30 protein-coding genes and 2 riboswitches are annotated in these 24,962 nt (G+C 35.3%); of the genes, 19 read left to right on the forward strand and 11 right to left on the reverse strand.

Translation table 11 applies throughout. From position 1 onward, the window contains the following. Positions 1–55 precede the first annotated feature (55 nt). Complete coding sequence (locus ACXVYO_RS21060) at positions 56–229, reverse strand: DUF2759 domain-containing protein (RefSeq protein WP_000524846.1); 174 nt, start codon at positions 227–229, stop codon at positions 56–58. Between the two features lie 170 nt (positions 230–399). Between ACXVYO_RS21060 and ACXVYO_RS21065 the strand changes: the two genes are divergently transcribed. Together ACXVYO_RS21065 and ACXVYO_RS21070 are read left to right on the forward strand one after the other, a co-directional pair. After that, a complete protein-coding gene (locus tag ACXVYO_RS21065; protein WP_237979501.1) occupies positions 400–1,029 on the forward strand; it encodes an MBL fold metallo-hydrolase in 630 nt (209 codons plus the stop codon). Between the two features lie 9 nt (positions 1,030–1,038). Further along, on the forward strand, positions 1,039–2,151 hold the full coding sequence (locus ACXVYO_RS21070; protein WP_458468395.1) for a class I SAM-dependent methyltransferase: 1,113 nt from the start codon (positions 1,039–1,041) through the stop codon (positions 2,149–2,151). Between the two features lie 144 nt (positions 2,152–2,295). Here the strand turns inward: ACXVYO_RS21070 and ACXVYO_RS21075 are convergent, their stop codons facing one another. From ACXVYO_RS21075 to metI, 4 genes are all read right to left on the reverse strand, one after another. Then, the gene (locus ACXVYO_RS21075) at positions 2,296–2,586 is read right to left on the reverse strand and encodes an ArsR/SmtB family transcription factor (RefSeq protein ID WP_000894375.1); all 291 of its coding nucleotides are present in this window, start codon (positions 2,584–2,586) and stop codon (positions 2,296–2,298) included. 433 nt (positions 2,587–3,019) lie between these two features. Next, positions 3,020–3,532 (reverse strand): cysteine hydrolase family protein, encoded by a 513-nt coding sequence (locus ACXVYO_RS21080; protein ID WP_458468396.1) that lies wholly within the window; start codon positions 3,530–3,532, stop codon positions 3,020–3,022. A gap of 161 nt (positions 3,533–3,693) precedes the next feature. Further along, positions 3,694–4,857: a cystathionine beta-lyase gene (gene metC / locus ACXVYO_RS21085; protein ID WP_073516513.1), complete on the reverse strand. Its 1,164-nt coding sequence runs from the start codon at positions 4,855–4,857 to the stop codon at positions 3,694–3,696. Beyond that, entirely contained in the window at positions 4,854–5,966 is a 1,113-nt protein-coding gene (gene metI / locus ACXVYO_RS21090; protein ID WP_458468397.1) for a cystathionine gamma-synthase/O-acetylhomoserine thiolyase, read from the reverse strand. The genes metC and metI overlap by 4 nt, the downstream gene beginning before the upstream one ends. A 241-nt stretch (positions 5,967–6,207) precedes the next feature. Next, a riboswitch (SAM riboswitch) is annotated at positions 6,208–6,317 on the reverse strand. A 203-nt stretch (positions 6,318–6,520) separates the two neighbouring features. Next, positions 6,521–6,630: riboswitch (SAM riboswitch) on the forward strand. A 70-nt stretch (positions 6,631–6,700) separates the two neighbouring features. On the opposite strand from metI, the gene ACXVYO_RS21095 reads away from it, so the two are divergent. The 6 genes from ACXVYO_RS21095 to ACXVYO_RS21120 all read left to right on the forward strand — a co-directional run bounded on the left by ACXVYO_RS21095 (position 6,701) and on the right by ACXVYO_RS21120 (position 14,403). Then, entirely contained in the window at positions 6,701–8,533 is a 1,833-nt protein-coding gene (locus tag ACXVYO_RS21095; protein ID WP_458468398.1) for a bifunctional homocysteine S-methyltransferase/methylenetetrahydrofolate reductase, read from the forward strand. Continuing rightward, positions 8,533–11,931: a methionine synthase gene (metH, locus tag ACXVYO_RS21100; RefSeq protein ID WP_458468399.1), complete on the forward strand. Its 3,399-nt coding sequence runs from the start codon at positions 8,533–8,535 to the stop codon at positions 11,929–11,931. The genes ACXVYO_RS21095 and metH overlap by 1 nt, the downstream gene beginning before the upstream one ends. An 18-nt stretch (positions 11,932–11,949) precedes the next feature. Next, entirely contained in the window at positions 11,950–13,008 is a 1,059-nt protein-coding gene (murG, locus tag ACXVYO_RS21105) for an undecaprenyldiphospho-muramoylpentapeptide beta-N-acetylglucosaminyltransferase (protein WP_458468400.1), read from the forward strand. 66 nt (positions 13,009–13,074) lie between these two features. After that, the gene (locus ACXVYO_RS21110) at positions 13,075–13,365 is read left to right on the forward strand and encodes a DUF3966 domain-containing protein (RefSeq protein ID WP_097864753.1); all 291 of its coding nucleotides are present in this window, start codon (positions 13,075–13,077) and stop codon (positions 13,363–13,365) included. A 95-nt stretch (positions 13,366–13,460) separates the two neighbouring features. Next, complete coding sequence (locus ACXVYO_RS21115) at positions 13,461–13,835, forward strand: nucleoside 2-deoxyribosyltransferase (protein ID WP_458468401.1); 375 nt, start codon at positions 13,461–13,463, stop codon at positions 13,833–13,835. 79 nt (positions 13,836–13,914) lie between these two features. Beyond that, positions 13,915–14,403: a hypothetical protein gene (locus tag ACXVYO_RS21120; RefSeq protein ID WP_000764239.1), complete on the forward strand. Its 489-nt coding sequence runs from the start codon at positions 13,915–13,917 to the stop codon at positions 14,401–14,403. A 38-nt stretch (positions 14,404–14,441) separates the two neighbouring features. Here ACXVYO_RS21120 and ACXVYO_RS21125 read toward each other — a convergent pair whose 3' ends face one another. Further along, entirely contained in the window at positions 14,442–14,753 is a 312-nt protein-coding gene (locus tag ACXVYO_RS21125; RefSeq protein WP_001093241.1) for a hypothetical protein, read from the reverse strand. 252 nt (positions 14,754–15,005) lie between these two features. Here ACXVYO_RS21125 and ACXVYO_RS21130 point away from each other — a divergent pair, with 252 nt between their 5' ends. Then, on the forward strand, positions 15,006–15,221 hold the full coding sequence (locus tag ACXVYO_RS21130; protein ID WP_073516506.1) for a DUF3912 family protein: 216 nt from the start codon (positions 15,006–15,008) through the stop codon (positions 15,219–15,221). A 216-nt stretch (positions 15,222–15,437) separates the two neighbouring features. On the opposite strand, the gene ACXVYO_RS21135 is transcribed toward ACXVYO_RS21130, so the two are convergent. From ACXVYO_RS21135 to ACXVYO_RS21145, 3 genes are all read right to left on the reverse strand, one after another. Beyond that, the gene (locus tag ACXVYO_RS21135; RefSeq protein ID WP_001094341.1) at positions 15,438–16,832 is read right to left on the reverse strand and encodes an L-cystine transporter; all 1,395 of its coding nucleotides are present in this window, start codon (positions 16,830–16,832) and stop codon (positions 15,438–15,440) included. A 106-nt stretch (positions 16,833–16,938) separates the two neighbouring features. Next, on the reverse strand, positions 16,939–17,181 hold the full coding sequence (locus tag ACXVYO_RS21140; RefSeq protein WP_000440719.1) for a DUF2626 domain-containing protein: 243 nt from the start codon (positions 17,179–17,181) through the stop codon (positions 16,939–16,941). Positions 17,182–17,306: 125 nt separating this feature from the next. Then, on the reverse strand, positions 17,307–18,002 hold the full coding sequence (locus ACXVYO_RS21145) for a helix-turn-helix transcriptional regulator (protein WP_458468402.1): 696 nt from the start codon (positions 18,000–18,002) through the stop codon (positions 17,307–17,309). Between the two features lie 205 nt (positions 18,003–18,207). Between ACXVYO_RS21145 and comGA the strand changes: the two genes are divergently transcribed. From comGA to ACXVYO_RS21195, 10 genes are all read left to right on the forward strand, one after another. After that, the gene (comGA, locus tag ACXVYO_RS21150; protein ID WP_458468403.1) at positions 18,208–19,251 is read left to right on the forward strand and encodes a competence protein ComGA; all 1,044 of its coding nucleotides are present in this window, start codon (positions 18,208–18,210) and stop codon (positions 19,249–19,251) included. After that, on the forward strand, positions 19,244–20,275 hold the full coding sequence (gene comGB / locus ACXVYO_RS21155) for a competence type IV pilus assembly protein ComGB (RefSeq protein ID WP_458468404.1): 1,032 nt from the start codon (positions 19,244–19,246) through the stop codon (positions 20,273–20,275). The genes comGA and comGB overlap by 8 nt, the downstream gene beginning before the upstream one ends. An 11-nt stretch (positions 20,276–20,286) precedes the next feature. Further along, entirely contained in the window at positions 20,287–20,586 is a 300-nt protein-coding gene (comGC, locus tag ACXVYO_RS21160; RefSeq protein ID WP_088022485.1) for a competence type IV pilus major pilin ComGC, read from the forward strand. After that, the gene (gene comGD / locus ACXVYO_RS21165; protein WP_000810390.1) at positions 20,583–21,038 is read left to right on the forward strand and encodes a comG operon protein ComGD; all 456 of its coding nucleotides are present in this window, start codon (positions 20,583–20,585) and stop codon (positions 21,036–21,038) included. Before comGC ends, comGD begins: the two co-directional genes overlap by 4 nt. Continuing rightward, positions 21,031–21,333 carry a competence type IV pilus minor pilin ComGE gene (comGE, locus tag ACXVYO_RS21170; protein WP_458468405.1) on the forward strand — a complete coding sequence of 101 codons (303 nt, stop codon included), beginning with the start codon at positions 21,031–21,033 and terminating at the stop codon, positions 21,331–21,333. The genes comGD and comGE overlap by 8 nt, the downstream gene beginning before the upstream one ends. Further along, on the forward strand, positions 21,303–21,773 hold the full coding sequence (gene comGF / locus ACXVYO_RS21175) for a competence type IV pilus minor pilin ComGF (RefSeq protein ID WP_458468406.1): 471 nt from the start codon (positions 21,303–21,305) through the stop codon (positions 21,771–21,773). The genes comGE and comGF overlap by 31 nt, the downstream gene beginning before the upstream one ends. After that, entirely contained in the window at positions 21,770–22,141 is a 372-nt protein-coding gene (comGG, locus tag ACXVYO_RS21180; protein ID WP_458468407.1) for a competence type IV pilus minor pilin ComGG, read from the forward strand. Before comGF ends, comGG begins: the two co-directional genes overlap by 4 nt. Positions 22,142–22,467: 326 nt before the next feature. Further along, the gene (locus tag ACXVYO_RS21185; RefSeq protein ID WP_458468408.1) at positions 22,468–23,118 is read left to right on the forward strand and encodes a 2OG-Fe(II) oxygenase; all 651 of its coding nucleotides are present in this window, start codon (positions 22,468–22,470) and stop codon (positions 23,116–23,118) included. A gap of 118 nt (positions 23,119–23,236) precedes the next feature. Then, on the forward strand, positions 23,237–23,734 hold the full coding sequence (locus tag ACXVYO_RS21190; RefSeq protein WP_458468409.1) for a shikimate kinase: 498 nt from the start codon (positions 23,237–23,239) through the stop codon (positions 23,732–23,734). A gap of 38 nt (positions 23,735–23,772) precedes the next feature. Next, the gene (locus tag ACXVYO_RS21195) at positions 23,773–23,973 is read left to right on the forward strand and encodes a YqzE family protein (protein WP_000106080.1); all 201 of its coding nucleotides are present in this window, start codon (positions 23,773–23,775) and stop codon (positions 23,971–23,973) included. Between the two features lie 67 nt (positions 23,974–24,040). On the opposite strand, the gene ACXVYO_RS21200 is transcribed toward ACXVYO_RS21195, so the two are convergent. Together ACXVYO_RS21200 and ACXVYO_RS21205 are read right to left on the reverse strand one after the other, a co-directional pair. Continuing rightward, positions 24,041–24,673, reverse strand: a complete 633-nt coding sequence (locus tag ACXVYO_RS21200; RefSeq protein WP_001073110.1) for a VC0807 family protein — start codon at positions 24,671–24,673, stop codon at positions 24,041–24,043. A 141-nt stretch (positions 24,674–24,814) separates the two neighbouring features. Continuing rightward, positions 24,815–24,931, reverse strand: a complete 117-nt coding sequence (locus ACXVYO_RS21205; protein ID WP_071721462.1) for a GTP pyrophosphokinase — start codon at positions 24,929–24,931, stop codon at positions 24,815–24,817. Positions 24,932–24,962: the final 31 nt, after the last annotated feature.

A 24,962-nucleotide genomic window follows, 5' to 3' on the forward strand; every position in this document is an offset into this window, starting at 1 on the left:
GGAAACCCTTCCTCTTTTTGTGTGAAATCTTGATGAAGAATAACATGTTAATGAATTAAGCTGCTGGTGGGTACCCGTTATATAGAACAGTCATGATCGTAAACCATCCGAAAACGAGTACAGTTGCAATTGCAAAGCCGCCTGCGAAAAAGTTCTTTTCACGAAGTGTTCTAAGCGTAGCAAATACAGCTAACAGAGTGACTAGCGCAAAAATAATAACAAGGCCCATACAATATCCTCCTCTGTCTACCCATTCCTTAATATGAGTTTTTGGAATATTTACTCTTTTATATTGTACATGTTTTAAAAATGATTGTCGAGATAGCATCCTTTCTTTTCCTAAGAGAAAAAAATGTTGTATCATTGAAAGTAAGTTTAATAATTGGAGGAGATTTTCATATGAAATGGATACAAATGCCGTTAGGCCCATTACAAACGAATGCTTATATTTTAACGAATGATCAAAATGAGTGTATTATCTTTGATCCTGGTCACGAAGGAGAGAAGCTCGTTACATATTTACAAGAAGAACAATTAAAGCCACTGGCTGTTTTATTAACACATGCTCACTTCGATCATATTGGCGCTGTTGATGCGGTAAGAGACGCTTTTCATATTCCAGTGTACGTACATAAAGAAGAAGCAGATTGGTTAGGCGATGCAACTGTAAATGGCTCTCAAATTTTTATGATGAATCGCAGCATTACAGCAAAACCAGCAGATCGTATTATTGATGCAGAAGGTGCATTAGCGATTGGTTCATTTAATTTTGAGATTTTTGAGACGCCAGGACATTCTCCGGGTAGTATTTCTTATTATTGTAAAGAGGCGAATGCTGTATTTTCTGGAGATGTATTGTTCCAAATGAGCATCGGAAGAACAGATTTACCTGGTGGAAGTTTTGCTGAATTGATTGGAAGTATTGAAGAAAAATTATTTGTATTACCAGATGAAACAGCGGTGCTATGTGGACATGGTCCAGAAACAAGCATTGGTTTTGAAAAAGAAAATAATCCATTTTTACAGTAAGGAGTCATTATGGGGATGGAGCTCATTTTAAAAGAATGGATGGGGAAAGAGAAGGATTATTCAATTTCGTATAGTACGTATATGAACCTTGTATTGTATACAGAGGGGCATGGCTATTATATGAAAGAACGTGAAAAAATTGGAAGGCAAGGGGATTTTTTTACAAGTAGCAATGTATCCTCTGTTTTTGCAAAAACCTTTGCTAAGTTTTTTATTCGTCTTGTTGAAAGTGGTGAAGTTGCTCCGAATATTTGTGAGATTGGTGGGGGAACAGGAAGGTTTGCCTATGATGTTTTACAAGAATGGAAGCAAGTCTCTCCAGAAACCTTTATTGATTTAAACTATTCAATGATTGAAATGAGTCCTTTTCATAGAAACTTACAGCAGAAAAATCTTTGTTCGTTTTCAAATGTTTCGTATTTTACGTCGCATAGTGAAATGAGAGAATCGTTCGATGGGATTCTTTTTTCGAATGAGTTATTTGATGCATTTCCTGTTGAAGTAATTGAGAAGAGAAATGGAATGTTGTATGAGGTACGTGTTACGTACACGGAGGAAGGGAAACTTGCAGAAGTAAGGAGGCCGTTACATAAAAGCATCGGTCGATACTTATTGAGATATAATATTCATCTTGCAGAAGGTCAGCGTTTTGAAGTGCCAATTGCGATGGAAGAATATATAAAAGACATTGGGAAATGGTTTCAAAAAGGTATATGTATTACAGTTGATTATGGATATACAAAAGAAGAATGGATGCATCCTGCACATCAAGAAGGAAGTTTACGAGGATATTACGAGCATAAGCTAATCCGTAATCCTTTAGCACATCCAGGTGAAATGGATCTTACTGCTCATATTCATTGGGATGAACTGAAAGAGATGTTTAGCTTGCAAGGCATGGATACAGTATGGCATAAGAAGCAGTCTGAATTCTTGTTAGCAGCAGGAATACTAGATCAGCTTACGGGTCACCAAGATAGAAATCCTTTTTCTGAAACTCAAAAACAAAATCGTGCAGTTCGTTCTATGATTTTGAGCGGAGGGTTAGGGAGTGCATTTGATGTTGTGATACATACGAAACATATGCAACAGTTACACCTGAATCGGTATTTGAAAATATAAAAAAACAAGACACAGCATATGTCTGTGTCTTGTTTTTTAATACGACTTATGTAGCATCATATATTTCCTCTCATGATATATATTTATATTAAAGATATGAGATAAAAAATATAGAATACGTCCTTTTTCTCTGTTTATGAGTCCCTAACCCAATAATACGCGAACGAGTTGAATAATTGTCTCGTTTTCTACTTTGTAATAAATTTCTAATCCTTTTCTTTCACTTGAAACGATTTTAGCACTTTTTAACTTTGCTAAATGCTGTGAAATTGTAGATTGTGGCATGTTTAAGCCAGTGTACATTGTAGAAACGTTGCTTGGACCGCGTTCAATTAATCCTTTTACAATACATAAGCGAACAGGATGAGCAAGTACTTTCAATAATTCTGCATTGCTTTCATATAGTTCTATTTCTTTTTGAAAGGTTTCTAACATGTTCTTTTCCACCTCCGTGTGAGCTGTTATACCATACTATACATACCAAAAAATTAAAGAAAAGAAAACAGTTGTTGCAGAAAAAAAGTCCTAAAGTAAAGAAATTGTAAGAAAAGAGACCCTGATGTAAATAAAGTAGATAAATTAGCACGGTTTTGTAAAATGGCATTTTTGGGTGAAAATTTCGATGCGTTTTAAAAATTGAAAGATATAGATATATTTGTAACACAATTTTATCATGAATTTCTTATTCTTTCAAATGAATATACGAAATTTTTAAAATAATATGACAAAGGAATTATAATGTTATATATAGAATATAAAACAGGTTATAAGAAAAGAAGCTGAATGTAGTCAGCTTCTTTATGGTGAAAACGAAATGTTTGAATATAGCTGATAAATCTTAGAATTACCAAGAAATTAGTTATATATTCTAGCGTTCACCTTGTATCAATTTTAAAAATCTGTGATTCCATATATTTTCATAAAAATCAATTGTATCTTTTGCAGACATAAATGGATTATTTAACGTAGAGGTTGCTTTCTGTACCATGAAGTTTTCGTACCCTAGTCCATGAGCGAATTTAATCGTAGCATCCATACAGTACTCTGTTTGGGCACCACAAAATTCAATACAACTTACAGATAGTTGATCTAAAATTTCTTTTAAGTTTGTTTTATAAAATGAATTGGCGTGTGTTTTTCTTAAAAAAAAATCTTGTTCTTGAACATCTAGATCAGCATGAATAGCCCAAAGTTCTTTTTCGGGTACTAAATCATCATCACAATGTTGAACGAAAAGAATGGGTTTGTTTAATTTTCTGTAGGAAGAAATTCTGTTATTTACTTTTGTAAGTAGGTTTTGTAAGTCAAATAAATGTTCTTCGTTATAACATACTCCATTTTGTAAATCGATAACGATTAAAACATCTGCACAAGTATCCATTATTTTTGCCCCTTTTTTTACTTCTTAATATATCAATTAATTTATTACTTGGAAATAGATGGTGCTCTTTCGTTTTTTTATGAACTATACGAAAAGTAAAAAATATACTCAACAGCATAAAAAGAAGATATGAAAACTTAATTTCATATCTTTTGTTCGTCCTATGCATTTACAGGTTCTTCTACATAAGAAAGGGCATTTTCAAAATCGGATATTAAATCGTCTACATTTTCAAGACCGACGGATAATCGAAGTAATGAATTAGAAATGCCTCTTTCATCACGAGCTTCTTGTGATAGTGCGGCATGTGACATTTTAGCTGGGTAGGAAAGAATCGATTCGACAGCTCCTAAACTAACGGCAAAGACAGGCAATTTTACTTTTGATAAAAATTGGCGGAGTGCGTCTTCTGATTGTAAAGTGAAAGATAGGACAGCTCCGGCTGATGTAGCTTGAGATTGTTGAATGTCAAATCCAAGATGTGTTTGTAAACCAGGATAATAGACATTTTGAACTTTAGCGTGCTCTTGTAAATAGTGTGCAATTTTATTGGCGTTAGCAGCTGAATGTTCAAGACGTACATGCAATGTTTTTAGGCCGCGAAGCACGAGAGAACAATCTTGAGGACCTAAAATAGCGCCGAATGCATTTTGTAAAAATCCAAGTTTTTGGGCGAGTTCGGCATCTTTTACAACAGCTAACCCGGCAGTAACATCACTATGACCGGCAATGAATTTTGTGGCACTATGAAGAACGACGTCGGCACCAAGATCAAGTGGCTTCTGGAATAATGGTGTCAAAAATGTATTATCAACAAAAGTAAGGGCATTAATAGATTTGGCAAGTTGAGAAACAGCACGAATATCTGTCACTTTTAAAAGTGGATTAGAAGGTGTTTCTACATAAAAGAGTTTTGTGTTTGGCTTAATGTTCTGCTTTATTTCTTCCAAATTGGTCATATCAACAAATGTATGTGAAACACCGTAACGTGAGAGAACTTCAGTTATAATTCGATAAGTGCCTCCGTATACGTCTTCTGAAATGAGTACGTGATCACCTTGTGAAAGAAGGAGGAATGCAGTAGAAATCGCTGCAATTCCCGATGCGAAGGCAAATCCTTTTGTTCCGCCTTCTAATAAAGCAATGATATCTTCAAGCGCTTCACGTGTTGGATTACCAGAGCGGCTATAGTCATATTTCCCGAACGTATCTACATCAAATTGGTGGAATGTTGATGTGTTATAGATGGGAACGTTAACAGCTCCTGTTTGCGAGTCGTGTTTATATTGGTTGTGTAGTAAAAGTGTATCTATAGAATAACTCATATTCTTACACCTTCTTTTACAAGTTTAATGGCTTGCTGTAAGTCTTGAATTAAATCGTTACTATTTTCAATACCGACGGAAAATCGAAGAAGACGATTACATACACCGTTTGCTGTTCTGATTTCTTCAGGAATATCAGCGTGTGTTTGTGTTGCCGGATATGTCATTAAACTTTCAACACCACCGAGACTTTCAGCAAATGTAATTAAGGATAAAGATTGTAGGAATGGATTGATCCAAGTTTCATCTTTTAAACGAAATGAGATCATGCCGCCTCTTCCAGGATAAAATACATCTGTCACACCATCTTCATCATTTAAATAAGCAACAACTGCTTTTGCATTTTCTTCATGTTGTCTCATGCGAAGCGCTAACGTTTTCATACCACGAATTAATAGCCATGAATCAAATGGGCTTAAGACCGCGCCTGATGCATTATGATAATGAGCGATTTCCTCACAAAGTTCCTTTCCTTTTGCAACGACAAGTCCGCTTAGTACATCGTTATGCCCGCCTAAATATTTCGTTGCACTATGCAGTACAATGTCTGCACCTTCTGTTAATGGCTGCTGTATATAAGGTGTGTAGAATGTGTTGTCGACAATAAGGAGTAGTCCGTGTCTTTTTGCTACAGTTGCGACAGCGGTAATATCAGTAACTTGCATTAATGGATTAGTCGGAGTTTCTATGAAAATAGCTTTCGTTTCAGTTGTGATAGCTTTCTCAATTTGTTTAATAGATTGTGTATTTACGTATCTACATCGAACGTTCCACTTTTTTTCGTGCTCAGAAAATAATCGATAAGTGCCACCGTATAAATCTTCAGACACAATAAGTTCGTCTCCAGAACGGAATAGCGAAAGGACGAGGAGAACAGCCGCCATTCCGGAGCTACAGGCATAACCTTGTTCGCCGTATTCTAAGTCTGCGATTGCCTGTTCTAAAAGACCGCGAGTTGGATTTCCAGTTCGTGAATAGTCAAAACCAGTAGATTTACCAATTCCTTCGTGACGATAAGCAGTTGAGAAATAAACAGGCGGATTAACAGTTCCTGTTGTAGTTTCGCTCCGGTTTCCGATTTGTGCTAGTTTTGTTTCAATAGTTGACATGTAAAAATTCCTCCTTTTTAAATTAACAATTAAGTGAATGTAAAGTGAAACATTAATCAGTGAGGGGGCATCCCCCACTGATCATCAGCCCTCACCAATCGGGCTTTTACGGGCAGTCGATTCTCACCTAACTTCTTTGCTTCAGCTGAATTTTGAGTTGGGAATCTTACTGCCCTCAAATAGCGGGGGAAAATAAAAAAAGCCTTCTAAGAAGAAGGCTTTCGGTTTGAATAGAGTCTTCTTCTCATCTGTCAAATTTTTCACAATTTGCTGGAATTAGCACCTTATTAACAAATGTTAATGGTTGCTGAGGCGTCATAGGGCCAGTCCCTCTACCTCTCTAGATAAGAATGTTCGTATGAAATTTTATTATGTTTTTAACTTTACAACAAAAGATAATTGAATTGCAACTTTATTTTAAATAATTTTTATTTTTCCGCAAGTGTCATTGACTTTTGCATTTGTGCATGCTAAATTTATTAAAAAATTAACAAACATTGTTAAAAGGGGAACGTATTTCCTTTTAGCTACATAAATAAAATAATAAAGACAAACTCTTATTGAGAGCGGTGGAGGGAAAGGCCCTGTGAAACCCGGCAACCTTCAAACAAAATGTTTGAAACGGTGCTAATACCTGCAAAACGAATGTTTTGCATGATAAGAGGAGGATTGATTATGTCCCCCTCTTCAAAGTGAAGAGGGGGTTTTTATATTGATAGAAATGAGGGAGATTTGTGAAATTACTAGATTTATTATCAAAAGGAATTGTAATAGGTGATGGGGCGGTTGGAACGTTATTACATTCACATGGCTTGCAAAGTAGTTTTGAAGAATTAAATATATCTGATCCGGATTTAATTATATCGATTCATAAGCAATATGTAGCTGCTGGGGCTGATGTAATTCAAACAAATACGTACGGAGCAAATGAAGCGAAATTACGTATGTATGGTTTAGAAAATCAAGTTACTGAAATTAATAGAGCGGCAGTAAAATTGGCGAAAGCATCTGTGACAGAGAGAAATGCAATTTTAGGAACAATTGGTGGCATGAAACATATCGGAGCTGTTACAACAACTGATATGGAGCGAGAATTTATGCTACTTGAGCAGGCAAGTGCATTACTAGAAGAACAGGTTGATGGACTGCTATTAGAGACTTTCTATGATGAGTTTGAATTACTTCATGCTGTTCAGGTGTTACGAAAACAAACGAATATTCCAATTGTAGCTCAATTAGCATTGCATGAGGCAGGCACAACTCAAAATGGAAATGATGTAAATGAAATCTTAAAACAACTTCTAGATTACGGTGCAAATGTTGTTGGATTGAACTGCCAACTAGGACCGCTTCATATGACGGAAGCTTTTAAAATGATATCGATTCCGCAAAATGGATACTTGTCAGCATATCCGAATGCAGGTCTCCCAAATTATGTGGAGGGACGTTACGTATATGAGGGAAGTCCAGCTTATTTCGAAGCGATGACACCAAAATTTATTGAGCAAGGTATTCGGTTATTAGGTGGTTGTTGTGGCACGACTCCAGAACATATTGAAAGTATGAAACGTGCAATTGCAAATGTTACACCTGTAATAGAAAAGGATACGATTCAAAGACCAAAAGTAGTTCATACACACGAGAAACGTTCGAAAGCTCATGTCACATTAGCAGAGAAAGCAAAAAAACAAACAACAGTAGTAGTGGAATTAGATCCACCGAAAACATTAGATACGCAGCGATTTTTTGAAGGCGCAAAAGCATTGAAAAGAGCTGGAGCAGATGCTATTACTCTAGCAGATAATTCATTAGCATCGCCTCGCGTCTCGAATATGGCAATGGGGGCATTATTAACGAAGCATGATATTCCGGTATTGACGCATTTAACGTGTAGAGACCATAACGTCATCGGACTACAATCTCATTTACTAGGCTTATCAGCGTTAGGCATGGAAGAAGTGCTAGCTTTAACTGGGGATCCAGCACGTGTTGGTGATTTTCCAGGTGCTACTTCTGTATATGATTTGTCCTCTATTGAGCTCATTAAGATGATCAAAGAAATGAATGATGGGCGCTCCATTTTAGGGAAATCAATAGGACCAGCAACAAGATTTTCAGTAGGAGGTGCGTTTAATCCGCATGTAAGACATTTAAAAGCAGCGGTTAAGCGGATGGAACGGAAAATAGATGCTGGAGCGGAATATTTCTTAACACAGCCAATTTACGATATAGCGTTAATTGAAGAAGTGTATGAAGCGACAAAGCATTTGGAACAACCTATTTTCATTGGGATTATGCCATTAATAAGTAAACGGAATGCAGATTTTCTTCATTTTGAGGTGCCAGGAATTACGCTACCTGAAGAAATAAGGGAGAGAATGGATGGACATGAAACGAAAGACGCAGCAATTGAGGAAGGGATTCGCATTTCACAAGAATTGATTGATGCAGCGATGAAATATTTTAACGGCATTTATCTTATTACACCATTTCTAAAATATGAAATTACAGAACATCTTGTTAAATATGTGAGAGAAAAGCAAGAAGTGAAAGAAGGTATTAACTGATGAAATGTATAGAAGAAAAATTACAAAATAACATCTTAATATTAGATGGTGCAATGGGAACAATGATCCAGCAAGAGGACTTAACTGCGGAAGATTTCGGAGGAGAAGAGTACGAAGGTTGTAATGAATATTTAGTAGAAACAAGGCCGGATGTCATTTTAAAGATTCATAAAGCTTATATTGAAGCTGGAGCGGATATTATTGAAACAAATACATTTGGGGCGACAAATATTGTATTAAGTGATTATGAGTTGTCTCATTTAGATGAGGAACTAAATGAGAAGGCAGCGCGTTTAGCAAAGCAAGCGGTTAACGAAAGTGGGAAAGAAGTATATGTTGCGGGAGCAATGGGACCGACAACGAAAGCGATTAGTGTTACTGGTGGTGTGACGTTTGAAGAATTAATTGAAGCCTATACACGGCAGGCAAGAGGATTATTAAATGGCGACGTAGATGTATTACTCGTTGAGACGAGTCAAGATATGCGTAACGTGAAGGCTGCTTATATTGGAATTCAAGCAGCTTTCGACGAGCTAAATAAAATTGTACCCATCATGATTTCGGGAACGATTGAACCGATGGGAACGACTCTGGCTGGGCAAACAATTGAGGCTTTTTACTTATCGGTAGAACATATGAAGCCATTGTCTGTTGGATTAAACTGTGCGACTGGTCCGGAGTTTATGAGAGACCATATTCGTTCCCTGTCTGATTTGTCGGAGTGTTACATTTCTTGCTACCCAAATGCAGGTCTTCCTGATGAAGATGGACATTATCATGAATCTCCATCTTCTCTCGCTGAAAAAGTGAAGCGATTTGCTGAAGAAGGATGGGTTAATATTATCGGTGGTTGTTGTGGCACAACACCAGAACATGTAAAAGCAATGAAATCTGCGTTAGCGTCTCTTAAGCCGCGTGAACAGCAAGAGAGAGCTGGGCATGGGGTTAGTGGATTAGAGGCACTTCAATATGATGATTCTATGAGACCGTTATTTGTTGGTGAAAGAACAAACGTTATTGGATCACGTAAATTTAAACGATTGGTAGCAGAAGGGAAATTTGAAGAGGCTGCTGAAGTCGCAAGGGCGCAAGTGAAGAAAAATGCTCATATTATTGATATTTGTATGGCAGATCCTGATCGCGATGAAATAGAAGATATGGAAAACTTCTTGGCAGAAGTTACGAAAGTGTTAAAAGTACCGATTATGATTGATTCAACAGATGAAAATGTGATGGAGCGAGCTCTTACTTATATTCAAGGAAAAGCTGTTATTAATTCAATTAATTTAGAAGATGGAGAAGAACGATTTAAAAAAGTGACACCGCTTCTTCGGAAATATGGTGCTGCTATTGTTGTAGGAACAATTGATGAAGATGGTATGGCGGTTAGTGCAGAACGAAAACTTGAAATTGCGAAAAGAAGTTATGAGTTATTGACGACGAAATATGGTATACGCCCGTCAGATATTATTTTTGATGCACTTGTATTTCCTGTAGGTACAGGTGATGAAGAATATATTGGCTCGGCGGCAGCGACGATACAAGGAATTCGCCTTATTAAAGAAGCGTTACCAGAGTGTTTAACGATTTTAGGTGTAAGTAACATATCATTTGGTTTACCACCAGCTGGACGCGAAGTATTAAATTCCGTCTTTTTATATCATGCAACGAAAGCAGGGTTAGATTATGCGATTGTGAATACGGAAAAATTAGAGCGGTATGCGTCAATTCCTGAGGAAGAAAAACGTCTTGCAGATGCATTGCTTTTTGAAACGACGCAAGAGACGTTAGAAAAATTTACAAACTTCTATCGCGTGGCAAAAAAGAAAGATGTTGTTATCCAAGAAACATTAACTCTTGATGAAAGGCTAGCAAATTACATTGTAGAAGGTACGAAGCAAGGGTTACAAGAAGATTTAAGTCTTGCACTTACAGAAGGAAGAAAGCCTTTGGATATTATTAATGGCCCACTTATGACAGGGATGGATGAGGTGGGACGATTATTTAATAATAATGAGCTTATCGTTGCTGAAGTATTGCAAAGTGCTGAAAGTATGAAAGCTGCCGTAAGCTATTTAGAGCCACATATGGAATCTAGCGATAGTGCGAAAAAAGGGAAAGTATTACTAGCAACTGTTAAAGGTGACGTACATGATATTGGGAAAAATCTCGTTGAAATTATTTTATCGAATAACGGATATGAGATTATTAATTTAGGAATCAATGTTCGCTCGGATCGAATTGTACAAGAAGTACAAGAAAAGAAGCCTGATATTATTGGTCTTTCTGGTTTATTAGTAAAATCAGCGCAACAAATGGTAACGACTGCTGAAGATTTAAAAGCAGCAAATATTGATGTTCCAATCGTTGTAGGCGGGGCAGCGTTAACGAGAAAGTTTACAGATAACCGTATTTCACCATCATATAAAGGGCTCGTATGCTATGCGAGTGATGCGATGACTGGTCTTGATATTATTAATAAGCTTCAAAAGGAAGAAGAGCGTGAGAAGATGAAACAAGATAAAAAAGAGCGTCATCTTCATATCGTAGAAAAAGAGGAGAAGAAAGTAGAGATTCCAGCAGTAATTGAGCCATTACCGAAGGCAGAGGTCATAGTGCCTGATTCAACAAAGCGAATTGTATTACGTGATATTCCAGTTGCTCATCTCGCTCCATTTTTAAATAGACAGATGTTACTTGGACATCACCTTGGATTAAAAGGAAATGTGAAGAAGCTTCTGCGAGAGGGAGATAAAAGAGCACACGAATTAAATGATTTAATAAACGAACTATTGCAGGAAGGCCAATCTTGGTTAAAACCGAAAGCGGTGTATCAATTTTTCCCAGCGCAAAGCGACGGACAAAATATTGTAATATATGATCCAGAAGATCATACGCGTGTTATAGAGCGTTTCACATTCCCAAGACAAGGAAAAGCACCATATCGTACTTTAGGTGATTATTTACGACCAGTTGGAGATGAGATGGACTATGTTGCTTTCCTATCTGTTACGGTTGGGGAAGGCGTTCGGGACATTGCTGAAGAGTGGAAGGCGAAGGGTGATTATTTACGCAGTCATGCCATTCAATCGTTAGCGCTTGAACTAGCAGAAGGACTTGCGGAAAAAACACATATGCTCATTCGTGATCGCTGGGGTATCCCAGATTCACCAGAATTGACGATGGAAGAACGTTTCCGTACGAAATATAGAGGGATACGCGTGTCCTTCGGTTATCCAGCATGTCCAGAACTTGCGGATCAAGAAAAGTTATTTCGCCTTATTCATCCAGAAGAAATAGGTATTTCATTAACGGAAGGATTTATGATGGAGCCAGAAGCATCTGTGACGGCTATGGTATTTTCTCACCCTGAGGCAAGATATTTTAGTGTATTATAGTGTAGAAGGGGGAGACGTATGAAGAAAATAGTCTTTACAGGTGGCGGTTCGGCAGGGCATGTAACACCTAATTTAGCCATCATTCCACATTTACAAGAACAGAATTGGGATATCTCTTATATCGGTTCACATCAAGGAATTGAGAAAACGATTATAGAAAAGGAAGGCATTCCATACTATAGTATTGCGAGCGGAAAGCTACGTCGTTATTTTGATTTAAAAAATATAAAAGATCCTTTTCTTGTAATGAAGGGTGTTATGGATGCGTATGTAAGGATCAGAAAACTAAAACCGGATGTGATTTTTTCAAAAGGTGGTTTCGTATCTGTACCAGTCGTAATTGGAGGATGGCTAAATAGAGTCCCTGTTTTATTACATGAATCTGATATGACGCCAGGACTAGCAAATAAAATTGCGCTCCGTTTTGCTTCGAAAATATTTGTTACATTTGAAGAGGCTGCGAAACATTTACCGAAAGAAAAAGTAATCTATACAGGATCTCCTGTACGTGAAGAAGTGCTAAAGGGAAATCGAGAAAAAGGTTTAGCATTTTTAGGTTTTTCACGTAAAAAGCCAGTTATTACAATCATGGGAGGAAGTTTGGGCGCAAAGAAAATTAATGAAACGGTTCGAGAGGTGTTACCGGAACTTCTGAAAAAATATCAAATTGTTCATCTTTGCGGAAAAGGTAATCTTGATGAAAGTTTACAAAATAAAGAAGGATATAGACAATTTGAATATATACATGGAGAGCTGCCAGACATATTAGCGATAACAGACTTTGTTATTTCACGTGCGGGCTCTAATGCCATTTTTGAGTTTTTAACATTGCAAAAGCCGATGGTTTTAATTCCGCTATCGAAATTTGCAAGTCGTGGAGATCAAATACTAAATGCAGAGTCTTTTGAAAGACAAGGATATGCTTCCGTACTGTATGAAGAAGATGTGACTGTTAAATCTCTTATAAAGCATGTCGAAGAATTAAATCAAAATAATGAGATGTATAAAACAGCGCTAAAAAAATATAATGGAAAAGAAGCAATTCAAACAATCATTCAACACATTTCAGAGGCATGATGAAACAATCATGTCTTTTTTTATAGGATGAAAGATTCCAAGGATTGATATTTTTATGTTACAATAATGAATGGATTAGTAGGGAAATTCCAATTAAAGAAGCGTGAAAATACGAATGGATTAGGAGTGACTGTGTTGGAGCTAAGTCTCTATGAAAATACTGCACTTATTATATGCTTTGTGTTGTACGTTGGTAGTGTTATTGTTTATATTTCAAGGAAATTTTCGCAAGAAAGAGAGCTTGAAAAATCAGAAATAACAGCTGAACTAGAAATGTTAGCTGATGAAAGTTATAAAAAGAAAAAAATAAAAGAAGAGCACGAAGAATCCCATCATTTAAACGCAAATAAGTTTTAAAGATGGGGATTTTTTTTTGAGGTCGTTCTTTTATTATGTGTATAGCAAGTAACGCTAAAAGGAGTTTCCCTTACATAATGAAGGAGTGTATATAAATGAATTTTTATGTCGCCTCAGGATTCCAAAATAAACATCTTGTACGTTCTATAGCAAATGAACTGAAACATGCAGGATGGCACCATACATATGATTGGACAAGAAACGAAAGAGCAGTGAATCAAGATCAATTAAGAGAAATTGGTCAGGCAGAAAAGAATGCTATAAAAGAAGCGGATGTCTTTTTACTTATATTAGATGGCGGAAACGGGAGCCATACAGAGTTTGGAATGGCGATTGCGCTAGAGAAAATGATATATGTATACCATGAAGGAAACCCGCTTCAAACAACGTTCTATCATTTGCCAGAAATAAATATTTTTGAAGGAGATGCAACTGAATTTGCATCTTATGTTATGGATCACGTGAAATAATAGTAACTGTCTAAAAGGTTATAAAAGTGATCTTTTGGGTACAGTGATGATAAGAAACCTATATAAAGGAGTATATAATATGAAATTAGAAAATGGATGGGAAACGAGCTTTTTAGAAGTCGTACAAAAAAGTGAATTTAAGAAAGATGCACTTCTTAGTCAATTGCTTTGTGAGGATAGTGAAGAAGTTGAGGAGCTTGTTGATGATTATGGTTATGAAGAAATTATTGACCGCGAACATGATGAAGAATTAGCTGATATTTTAGGAGAAGAACTTTTTAGTGAGATGGAACGATGCGTATTCTTATCTTCACAGCCAGAAGAAAAACTTATTTCATTCGTAAATGGATTAGGTTTTCACGTGTTAGATTGGATCGTTCTTCTTGAAACAGAATTTGGAATTGATAGTGCAAACTTTACGTCGGACGCCGTGAAAATGTTAGAAAAGCGTTTTAGACAGTTTCCATACATAGAAGATAAAACAATTTTTGATATGACATTTGGAGAAGCAATGGATGTATTACAATCCATTACAGGATTACAACTGAAGGAAAAGATGAACGTATAATGTAAAAAAAAGAACGTGATATCTTCACGTTCTTTTTTTTACATTATAATAATTTTGTCATCTAGTTTTGTCTGTCCGCTAAGAAGTGCGTTTAAATATTCCACTTTTCTTATACAGGCCTGTATATGTCTTTCAACCTCTTGCAACTCTGCTTGGTGATGTGTTTCAATCGGATGAATTTGTACGTTGAATTTTTCAAATTGACTACTATATGTTATTTCTGCATAGCCGCTCATAATATCCATTTCGTTATGAAATAAAAATTGCTTCGTTTTGTCACAGAATGATACATTCTGAAAGCCATATACTTTTAATGCTTCAATTACTTTTTTTATCATTTTTGTATTCATTTTTTAACCCTCTTTACGAAGTTCTACTTATATAGTATAACATAAAAAATTACATAGAAAGCGCTTCCAAGTGTATTTTATTATAAACTTTACGTTTCGATCACAAAAATGAAACAAAGAAAAAATAATTGTAAAGAAGGAAGGACTCTTTTATTGTTTCGTCATATATATAGAGAAATAGTGCAAGGAAAGGAAATTTTCCGGATTTGAGTTCGTATTTCAAATTTAAGCGCAATAAAAGAGGTGAGAGTCTTGAACTTTGATATTGTAGGACAAAAAGCATATATAAAAGATGGACCGCATCGGAACCGAATTGGAATTGTAAAGAACAGCGAGACAAAATTAGAATCGCAGTTTGCTATTGTAATTGGAGAACAAAGCATTGATGTAGAGCTAAAGGATATCGTGTTAGTTGGAGTAGATGTAGGACAATTTCATAAATGGTGCGAACAAAATGGTTATTTGTGAGAAGGACGGGCTGTGAGATAATGAAATATATTTGAGAAAAGAGAATATGTTATTATATTCTCTTTTTCTATGTGTAAGGAGACGGAAATGAAGTATAAATAACGAGATTTTACATAGTGTTTGAAACAATATGTTATGCCTTATGTATAAAAGACAAAGAGGAAGATGAAAAGAACTAAAAAAGGACGCTAACAGTTTTTGTTAGCGTCCTTTTCATTATGAAGCAATTTCACCAGTTTTTGTATCATCTTGATTGTACGTATCTTGATCTAATTCACCAAGCCATTTACTAGAAATAAGACCTGCTGTCATAGAACCACTTACGTTAAGAGCTGTACGACCCATATCAATTAATGGTTCAACTGAGATAACAAGAGCGACAATACCGATTGGTAAGTTCATTGTAGATAGTACGATTAACGCTGCGAATGTTGCACCGCCACCAACACCGGCAACACCGAATGAGCTAATAGCAACGACAGCGATTAAAGTTAAAATAAATTGTGGTTGTAATGGATCGATTCCTACAGTTGGAGCGACCATCATTGCAAGCATTGCTGGATAAATACCTGCGCAACCGTTTTGTCCGATAGATACTCCGAATGATGCTGCGAAGTTGGCAATCCCTTCGGAAATACCAAGCTTTTCTTTTTGCGCTTCAATATTTAATGGCATTGCACCAGCACTAGAGCGAGATGTGAATGCAAATGTTAATACAGGGAACACCTTTTTTAAATATTGAATTGGATTTAAACCAGATAGAGCAATTAATAATAAGTGGATAACGAACATTACGATAAGTGCTACGTAAGACGCTAACACGAAGTTACCAAGTTTTAAAATAGCATTTATGTCGCTACCAGCAACTGTTTTTGCCATAAGAGCTAATACGCCGTATGGAGTAAGACGTAAAATTAATGTTACCATACGCATTACGATTGCATATACAGCATCAAGCATTTTCTTAAATAGTTCTGCTTGTTCTGGATATTTTCGTTTTACACCTATAAAGGCGATACCGATAAAGGCTGCAAATATTACAACAGAAATTGTTGATGTTGGACGAGCTCCTGTTAAATCAAGAAACGGATTTGTAGGCAATAGTTCTAATAATTTATCTGGAATTGTTGTTTTTTCAATAGAAGTAAATCTTTCTTCAACTAGCTTCAGACGAGCAGATTCTGCATCACCTTGTTGCAGGCCTGTTGCAGATACATCAAATCCTGCACTTGCAGCGATACCGACAGCTGCAGCGATTCCTGTAGTAAGAATTAAAATTCCGATAATAAGACCACTAATTTTACCAAGGTTTTTCGTTAACTGTAATTTTGTAAAGGCTGAAATAATAGATACTAAAATAAGTGGCATAACGATCATTTGAAGTAATTTCACATAACCGCTACCGATTAAGCCAAACCAAGTATTTGATTCAATAATTACTTTAGAAGTTGGTTCATAAATAAATTGTAATATAAGACCGAATATAATTCCGACTCCTAAAGCAGTAAATACACGTTTATTAAAAGATACATGCTTACGTTGCATATAATATAATACGCCAACTAAGATGAGCATGACTGCAACGTTAATTCCGACAAGCAGTGTATTCATGTTGATTCCCCCTAATTCCAATCTGTTATATAGAATATAAGGTAATAAAACCTATAAGTCAACTAGGAAATTGCGGAATTAAAAAAAGATGGCAAAATGCCATCTTTTAATGTCCAGCCCCAGGGACAAGTAAAAACGTCGTGTAGTATGTAAATCCTATGAAGAAAACAGTTAAATATGCCCCAAATACGTATATATACATACGCTCTGTTAAATTTAAATAGCTTAAAAGTACGAAGAATCCTGTTTGTCCTAAAAATAGTAGTGCGGCCTGTTGCATATCCCCTACGTAAAACATAACCGAGAAAATTCCAGTCCAAAAGCCGAGAACGCGAAACATGCGCTCCATGCCATCTCCCTCCTTTTCTAAAAAAAGTAAACCTCACCTCATTATAGTTTATTTTTCTTACTATTGTAAATATTCGTTCATATAAAAAGAAGCCAATTATAATTGGCTTCTTTTTATATGAGAAATTAAATTGTTAGTTTATAATTACAAGATTTACATCCATCTAGTAGACTATCATTTCGTGTTAATTCCGTGTTAGGGAATAGGATTTCAAAAATCCCTTTCATCATATCTCCGTGCATGTTACAAATTTCAGTTGGGTGATGAACAGCAACTTCTTTAAATGGACAATTGTGTACATCATAGAAAATTTTCGTTCCATCTGCACTTAATTCAAATGCAGGTGATAAGCCAGCTGTTGAGAAAGCTTCTTTTGCAATTTGAACTTTTTGCTCGACTGTTAAAGCATCTTCATTCACATTTAAACGATGCATGTGTTGTTGCATTAATTCGGCTCCGAACTGTTTTCCAGTTTCGTATAGCGCTTTTTCACCAGCAGCGCCAAGGCTAAGTAAAGAATTAAATGCGATTCTTGCTAACAATTGATAATCGCGGAATGGAAATTGTAATTGAATCACATCTTCAGATAATACATATAATCTGCTTGGTCGTCCGCCTTTTCCAGTTTTCTTCGTTTCCGATTTCAGCATATGAACATCTTCTAGTTTAGATAAATGTAAACGCGCTACGTTTGGATGAATTTCAAACTCATCTGCAATTTCTTGTACAGTCACGTAACTATGTTTTTGAGAAATATATTTATAAATGTAATAACGAGTTGGATCAGATAATACACCTGTAATTTTTAAAGCTTGTTCCATGAGGATCTCCACCTTTATCACTTTATCCAAGATAATAACATTATAATACAGATAAACTTTCATATAGGTAATTTCAGACAATAATTCGGAAATTGTTCATAATTTCACAAACATATTTTCCCTTTTTGCTTTAGTGAAAATACAAAAATGCTGATTTTTCTTATGCATTTTTTCATGTTATATACATAGTGGGGAGGGAAAAATTATGAATGGAATTGAAAGCTTTGCGAATACGATTTTGAAAGAAGCGTGTAGGGTACAAGCGTCGGACTTACATATTGTGCCCCGGAAGAAGGATGTAGTGGTTCAACTACGTATAGGAAAAGATTTAATGATGAAACATTGTATCGAAAAGGAATTTGGAGAAAAACTTGTTTCACACTTTAAATTTTTAGCATCCATGGATATAGGGGAGAGGCGGAAGCCACAAAATGGTTCACTGTATTTACAAATGGATGGGCAAGAAGTATATTTACGCCTTTCCACGCTACCAACTGTATATCAAGAAAGTCTCGTTATCCGTCTTCATTTACAAGCATCTATTCAGCCGTTATCCCATCTTTCGTTATTTCCAAGTACAGCGAAGAAACTACTCTCTTTTTTACACTATTCACATGGGTTACTCGTATTTACTGGACCAACTGGTTCTGGAAAGACAACAACAATGTATGCATTATTAGAGGTCATTAGAAAAAAGAAAACACGTCGTATCGTTACGCTGGAAGATCCAGTTGAAAAAAGAAATGACGATGTATTACAAATTCAAATAAATGAAAAAGCAGGTATCACATATGAGGCAGGATTAAAGGCTATTTTACGTCATGATCCGGATATTATTTTAGTCGGTGAAATTCGTGATGAAGAAACAGCGAAAATTGCTATAAGAGCAAGTTTGACTGGACATTTAGTAATGACGACACTGCATACGAATGATGCGAAAGGGGCGATACTCAGGTTCACGGATTTTGGTATAACGAGGCAAGAAATTGAACAATCTTTATTGGCTATAGCTGCACAGCGACTTGTCGAATTGAAGTGTCCGTTTTGCAAAAGAAAGTGCTCAACTTTATGTAAATCAATGAGGCAAGTAAGACAAGCGAGTATTTATGAGTTGTTATATGGATATGAGTTAAAACAAGCGATTAAAGAAGCAAACGGGGAATGTGTCACATACAAGCACGAAACATTAGAGTCTTCGATACGAAAAGGATACGCTTTAGGATTTTTAGAAGAGGATGTGTATGTTTAAGAAAATATGGAGTTTAAGTGATCAAGTAGTATTGCTGAAACGATTAGGAGAACTATTAGAAAAAGGATACTCCCTTTTGCAGGCATTAGAATTTTTACGGTTTCAATTACCTTTAGAAAAGAAAGTACAAATGCAGCGTATGATTGATGGATTAAAAGATGGAAAAAATCTACACGATTCTTTTCATCAATTAAAGTTTCATCAGGAGATGTTAAGTTATTTATATTATGCCGAGCAACATGGTGATATTTCTTTTGCATTGCAACAAGGGAGCGCACTTCTTTATAAAAAGGATAAGTATAGGAAAGATATGATGAAAATAATGCAGTACCCTATGTTTTTGGCGTTCTTTTTAATAATCATGATTTTGATTTTTAACCGTATTTTATTACCGCAGGTTGATATGGTATATAGTTCATTCGGTTCTACAGCATCGTTATTTACAGAAAAAATATTAAGTGCAATTAAGCTACTACCCTATCTTATTTTTAGCACTATTTTTATCGTTATAATTGGTTGTAGCGTATATATATTTTACTTTCGGAAACTTCCGCATATGAAGCAGGTGAAAATTAAACTTCGTATCCCCCTCGTAAAAACATTTCTTATTTTAAAGCATTCACATTATTTCGCCACTCAATTAAGCGGTTTATTACACGGCGGACTATCAGTACTGGAGGCCCTAACAATAATGATGGAGCAAAAATATCATCCGTTCTTTCAGTATGAAGCGAGCCGAATTGAACGCCAATTAATTGCGGGAGAACCGTTGCAATCTATTATTGCTAGAAGCGGATATTATGAGGAAGAACTTTCTTATATTATTACGCATGGACAAGCAAACGGTAATTTGGCCATTGAATTAGGTGACTATAGCGATCTTATTATGGAAAAGATGGAGCAAAAAGTTAACCGTATGTTAGTGATCATTCAACCAATTTTATTTACGTGTATTGGAGGAATGATCGTTCTTATGTATTTAGCGATGATTATGCCAATGTTTCAAATGATGAATTCTATTTAGGAGGTGTTTACATGCAGAATGAGGAAGGATTTACCCTTTTAGAAATGTTATTAGTTATGGTCGTCATCACTGTATTATTACTATTAATTATTCCGAATGTAATCACACAGCGTTCATCCGTCGAAGGAACAGGATGTAAAGCCTATGTCAAATCTATAGAAGCTCAAATACAAGTATACCAATTACAACATAATAAAATCCCCTCGCTAAAAGAGCTAAGGGATGAAAAATATATTACAGCTGATAAGTGCCCGAATGGTGAATCCATTCATATTTCAAATGATGGCACAGTAACAACTGGGAAACTGTGAAACAAAAAGGATTTACTCTTTTAGAAATGCTACTCGTTCTATTTGCAATTTCTGTACTAAGTATGGTCACGTATTTTAACGTACATTCATTACATGAAAAACAAAAAGTCGAACAATTTTTAAGACAGTTTTCAAATGATATTTTGTATATGCAACAATTAGCGATAAATCGGCAAAAACACTATACATTACGATGGCATAAAGATAGACATGCGTATTATATAGGGGAGCTAAGTACGAATCTTACCATTATTAAAAGAGAATATGATAGCGATATACAAATTGATTTGAATACTTTTCCAAATCCGATGACATATAATCCGAGTGGAAATATTAATAGAGGTGGTACTATTTTACTTTCGTATCGAAGTTATAAATATGAGATTGTATTTCAGCTTGGAAGAGGGAGATTTACGTATCGTGAAATGTCAAAAAGGGTCAGTGATGGCTGAGATGCTTGTAGCGTTAAGTATAGTAATGATGGCAGTGTCTTTACTACTTCCGCAAACAGTATTGATTATGCAAGAACGAAAAAACATACAAATTCGTTATAAAGCATTTGTATTATTAAAAAGAGAAGCAGCTTTATATATGTATGAGAATGGTGCAAAACAACAGCAAGAAAAAGTCGTAAATGGAAATGTATATTACACATATTGGGGAGGAAATGAAGTTTGTGCTATGTGGAAAGATGTGAAAGGAAGAATGATGGAGCAATGCTTTTATGCAGGAGAGAAAATAAATTAGAAGTTGGGTTTACATTAATAGAAATGATCGTATGTTTTTTTCTGTTATCACTGTTCTTTTTACTCTTGCCACGTTTAAATTTTATTGGAATAGAAAACAACCAATCAAAAGGATTAAATAATTGGGAATGGGATGTGTTTTTAGGACAAGTACAGTTAGAGTTTCGTGAAGTATCATTTGTAGAAAAAGTAGTCAATGAAAATAAAGATAGTCTTTTGCGTTTCCACCTTCGCAATGGAGATGAAGTGACGTATGAAAAATTGAATAATCATCTTATAAGAAAAGTGAATATGCGCGGAAGAGAATTTATATTACAAAATGTTGGAATGGTTTCGTATGAAGTAACACCTCATTTGCTTTTTATAAGTGTGAAAGATAGGAGTGGGAAAATATATGAAGGTGTAGCTGTAAGGTATAGCGAAATGGAAATAAATATATGAGAAAACAAGATGGATTTACGATGCCAGGAACAATCATTTTTCTTGTATTATTAACTTCGTTCTTTGTATACGAAACGAATATGTTACTTATAGATAAAAAATTTTATATTGAAATAGAGCAAAAGTTTGTAATGGAGGAACTACTAAATCGATCAATTACAAGTATAAAAAAAGACTTGCGGCAAAAAGAAAAGGAAGATACATTTTTCTTTCAATATGAAAAGGGCGAAGCAAGTGGAAATTACATCTTTGAAAACGATGATATTCTCGTTTCGTTGCAGTGCAAAATAAAGCAGGAAATTTTCTATAAAGTAAGCTTTCGGTATAGAAAAAAGGATGAAAAAATATTCGATTGGATAGAAGGATAGTCTGTTTAATGTGTGAACAAAAATCATAATTTCTCATTTTAAAACAGGCTGTTTTTTATCCCGCGTTAACGGACAGTAAAACTCCCACCTCAAAATTCAGTTGGAGCAAAGAAGTTAGGTGGGAGATCAACTGTCCGTAAACGTCCGATTGGTTCAACTAATAATCAGTGTGGGATGAACAAAACCCCCACTGAATAAAGTTTCACTTTATAGGAAATGGATAAATAAAACAATTGAAAGTTTAAATTTTCTCAAAAAAGAGAAAGGTAGAAAGAATATGATATATTCAAGCTATCCAAACATATTTTTTTAGGGAGAATAGGGAAATGACAAATAACAATCAAATAGGTGAAAATAAGGAACAAACTATTTTTGATCATAAAGGAAATGCGATTATGACAGAAGATAGGGAAATACACATTATTTCAAAATTCGAAGAACCTCTTGTTGTCGTGTTAGGAAATGTATTAAGCAATGAAGAATGCGATGAATTGATTGAATTGTCTAAAAGTAAGTTGGCACGTTCTAAAGTTGGTTCATCACGTGATGTAAATGATATTCGAACGAGTAGCGGTGCATTTTTGGACGATAATGAACTTACTGCGAAGATTGAAAAACGAATTTCATCTATCATGAATGTTCCTGCGTCGCATGGAGAAGGATTACACATTTTAAATTATGAAGTGGATCAACAATATAAAGCGCACTATGATTATTTTGCAGAACATAGTAGATCAGCTGCTAATAATCGTATTAGTACGCTTGTCATGTACTTAAATGATGTAGAAGAGGGCGGAGAAACGTTCTTCCCGAAATTAAATCTTTCTGTGCACCCTAGAAAGGGAATGGCAGTATACTTTGAGTATTTTTATCAAGCCCAATCATTAAATGAGCTTACGTTACATGGAGGGGCACCTGTAACGAAAGGTGAGAAATGGATTGCGACGCAGTGGGTAAGAAGAGGCGCTTATAAGTAAAAGCGTGTATGAAACGTTTTGTTCTTCATTTTATAAGAAGAACAAAACGTTTTTTTATTAAATAATGAAATCTTTCGTTATAATAACAAATAATAACGGATGATTGAGAGGAACGAACATGAAATCTATATACATAACCGGTTATATGGGAGCTGGGAAAACAACAATTGGAAAAGCATTAAGTAAAGAACTTCATATGGATGTTGTCGATACAGACCAAAAAATTGAAGAGAAGCAGAAGAAGGCAATTCGTAATATTTTTGCCGAAGAAGGTGAAATGACTTTTCGGGAATATGAAAGTGAAATGTTACGTTCACTACCCAGTTGTAATGTAATTATTACAACTGGTGGTGGAATCATTGAGCGGGAGGAAAACCGAAAGTGGATGAAGGAAAATGGAACTGTCGTGTATTTATATTGTGATCCACATGTAATTGCAGAAAGGCTTCGTGAAGATACGACGCGTCCACTATTTCAGAAGAAAGATATAGAGGCATTTGTGGCAAAATTTGAATCGCGCCGAGCTTATTATGAAGAGGCTCATATTCATATTGATACGACGAATAAGTCTGTAAAGCAAATTATGAATGAATTAAAAGAAAAGATTAATGAATAAAAAAGTGGACATACTAATCAAGTAGAGGTGATGATAATATGTCTACTAATGATTATGTTCGCTTTGTGACACAGCAGTTTGTGTCGTATATGGATGCTCCAAAAGAAGATCGTAAACAAAAGAAAGAACAACGCCGTGCTGAAAAAGAGCCATTTATGAATAAGTGGTTCGGTGTGATGCCGCTAAGTGCTGCTTTGTTTTATCGAAATGTAAAAGATAAAAGAAAAAAATCAAGTTAACGATTTTGTAATATGTGTAGCAAAATGAAAATCCCCTAGTAGCATCATACTACTAGGGGATTTTCATTTATTGCACGGATTCTTTTTCTTCTGTAACGGCATGTATTTTATTATTTACCCAAACAAATCCAATTCCGATACAAATGGAAATGCCCCATCCAACAGCGGTCATAATCGCTCTCATTTCACCATAGCCATCTACACCGAAAACAGAGATGAAATAAATTTTTAAGAAGCTTTTTAATATGAATTGTAGACCGAAAAATAGCGTTAAATATTGTAGTGCTGGATAAATACGACTATCACGATACAGTTCACGACTTTTATCACGGTCATGACCTTGTAGTGCGGCAATATCTGCTGCGAAATATAACATAAGTGGTTTTTTTATAAAGATTGTACATATGACGATAATGCCGAGTACGATGTGGTAATATGCATCGTTCCACAGCATTCGTTCAGCTGATCCAGATAATAGATCTACCGTTGTATTAGAAATAAGTGTAATTAAAATAAAGAACCCTGTCACGTTAAACTGTTTTTCTTTTTTAAAGGTATACAGTGTATAAATAATCCCTGGAACAGAGGAGAGTAACATCGCGTAATAAGGGTCGATATAAGGTTTTGCAAATTTCCAAATGAGGAATGGGATTACGAGATAAAAGACAAGATCTAATATAGCTTTTTTATTTTGATTCATACAAATCCTCCTTAAGTCATACATATATTTTATAATATAATTTCTGAAAATTGTATAAGGTTTAATAGGAAAAGGAAAAATATATCAGTTTTTGAGGGATTAGTAGATTGAAAAAAATTGCCCCTAGCGTAGTAAGTTTTTTTAGTATATAATAAAGGAAACGCTTTCATTTTTATTTTGTTCACAAAATGGACGGAAAATCACATATTTACTATCGATATGTTGCTTTATAATGAAACTAATTAAATATACATGCATACAATATTGTGAAATAAATAACATAAATAAT

It is taken from the genome of Bacillus sp. BC08, from assembly GCF_054326875.1.

Coding starts and splice junctions, on each gene's coding strand:
- ACXVYO_RS21060 (WP_000524846.1), bottom strand. CDS start 229: ATGGGCCTTGTTATTATTTTTGCGCTAGTCACTCTGTTAGCTGTATTT.
- ACXVYO_RS21065 (WP_237979501.1), top strand. CDS start 400: ATGAAATGGATACAAATGCCGTTAGGCCCATTACAAACGAATGCTTAT.
- ACXVYO_RS21070 (WP_458468395.1), top strand. CDS start 1,039: ATGGGGATGGAGCTCATTTTAAAAGAATGGATGGGGAAAGAGAAGGAT.
- ACXVYO_RS21075 (WP_000894375.1), bottom strand. CDS start 2,586: ATGTTAGAAACCTTTCAAAAAGAAATAGAACTATATGAAAGCAATGCA.
- ACXVYO_RS21080 (WP_458468396.1), bottom strand. CDS start 3,532: ATGGATACTTGTGCAGATGTTTTAATCGTTATCGATTTACAAAATGGA.
- metC (WP_073516513.1), bottom strand. CDS start 4,857: ATGAGTTATTCTATAGATACACTTTTACTACACAACCAATATAAACAC.
- metI (WP_458468397.1), bottom strand. CDS start 5,966: ATGTCAACTATTGAAACAAAACTAGCACAAATCGGAAACCGGAGCGAA.
- metH (WP_458468399.1), top strand. CDS start 8,533: ATGAAATGTATAGAAGAAAAATTACAAAATAACATCTTAATATTAGAT.
- murG (WP_458468400.1), top strand. CDS start 11,950: ATGAAGAAAATAGTCTTTACAGGTGGCGGTTCGGCAGGGCATGTAACA.
- ACXVYO_RS21110 (WP_097864753.1), top strand. CDS start 13,075: ATGAATGGATTAGTAGGGAAATTCCAATTAAAGAAGCGTGAAAATACG.
- ACXVYO_RS21115 (WP_458468401.1), top strand. CDS start 13,461: ATGAATTTTTATGTCGCCTCAGGATTCCAAAATAAACATCTTGTACGT.
- ACXVYO_RS21120 (WP_000764239.1), top strand. CDS start 13,915: ATGAAATTAGAAAATGGATGGGAAACGAGCTTTTTAGAAGTCGTACAA.
- ACXVYO_RS21125 (WP_001093241.1), bottom strand. CDS start 14,753: ATGAATACAAAAATGATAAAAAAAGTAATTGAAGCATTAAAAGTATAT.
- ACXVYO_RS21135 (WP_001094341.1), bottom strand. CDS start 16,832: ATGAATACACTGCTTGTCGGAATTAACGTTGCAGTCATGCTCATCTTA.
- ACXVYO_RS21140 (WP_000440719.1), bottom strand. CDS start 17,181: ATGGAGCGCATGTTTCGCGTTCTCGGCTTTTGGACTGGAATTTTCTCG.
- ACXVYO_RS21145 (WP_458468402.1), bottom strand. CDS start 18,002: ATGGAACAAGCTTTAAAAATTACAGGTGTATTATCTGATCCAACTCGT.
- comGA (WP_458468403.1), top strand. CDS start 18,208: ATGAATGGAATTGAAAGCTTTGCGAATACGATTTTGAAAGAAGCGTGT.
- comGB (WP_458468404.1), top strand. CDS start 19,244: ATGTTTAAGAAAATATGGAGTTTAAGTGATCAAGTAGTATTGCTGAAA.
- comGC (WP_088022485.1), top strand. CDS start 20,287: ATGCAGAATGAGGAAGGATTTACCCTTTTAGAAATGTTATTAGTTATG.
- comGE (WP_458468405.1), top strand. CDS start 21,031: ATGGCTGAGATGCTTGTAGCGTTAAGTATAGTAATGATGGCAGTGTCT.
- comGF (WP_458468406.1), top strand. CDS start 21,303: ATGCTTTTATGCAGGAGAGAAAATAAATTAGAAGTTGGGTTTACATTA.
- comGG (WP_458468407.1), top strand. CDS start 21,770: ATGAGAAAACAAGATGGATTTACGATGCCAGGAACAATCATTTTTCTT.
- ACXVYO_RS21185 (WP_458468408.1), top strand. CDS start 22,468: ATGACAAATAACAATCAAATAGGTGAAAATAAGGAACAAACTATTTTT.
- ACXVYO_RS21190 (WP_458468409.1), top strand. CDS start 23,237: ATGAAATCTATATACATAACCGGTTATATGGGAGCTGGGAAAACAACA.
- ACXVYO_RS21195 (WP_000106080.1), top strand. CDS start 23,773: ATGTCTACTAATGATTATGTTCGCTTTGTGACACAGCAGTTTGTGTCG.
- ACXVYO_RS21200 (WP_001073110.1), bottom strand. CDS start 24,673: ATGAATCAAAATAAAAAAGCTATATTAGATCTTGTCTTTTATCTCGTA.
- ACXVYO_RS21205 (WP_071721462.1), bottom strand. CDS start 24,931: ATGCATGTATATTTAATTAGTTTCATTATAAAGCAACATATCGATAGT.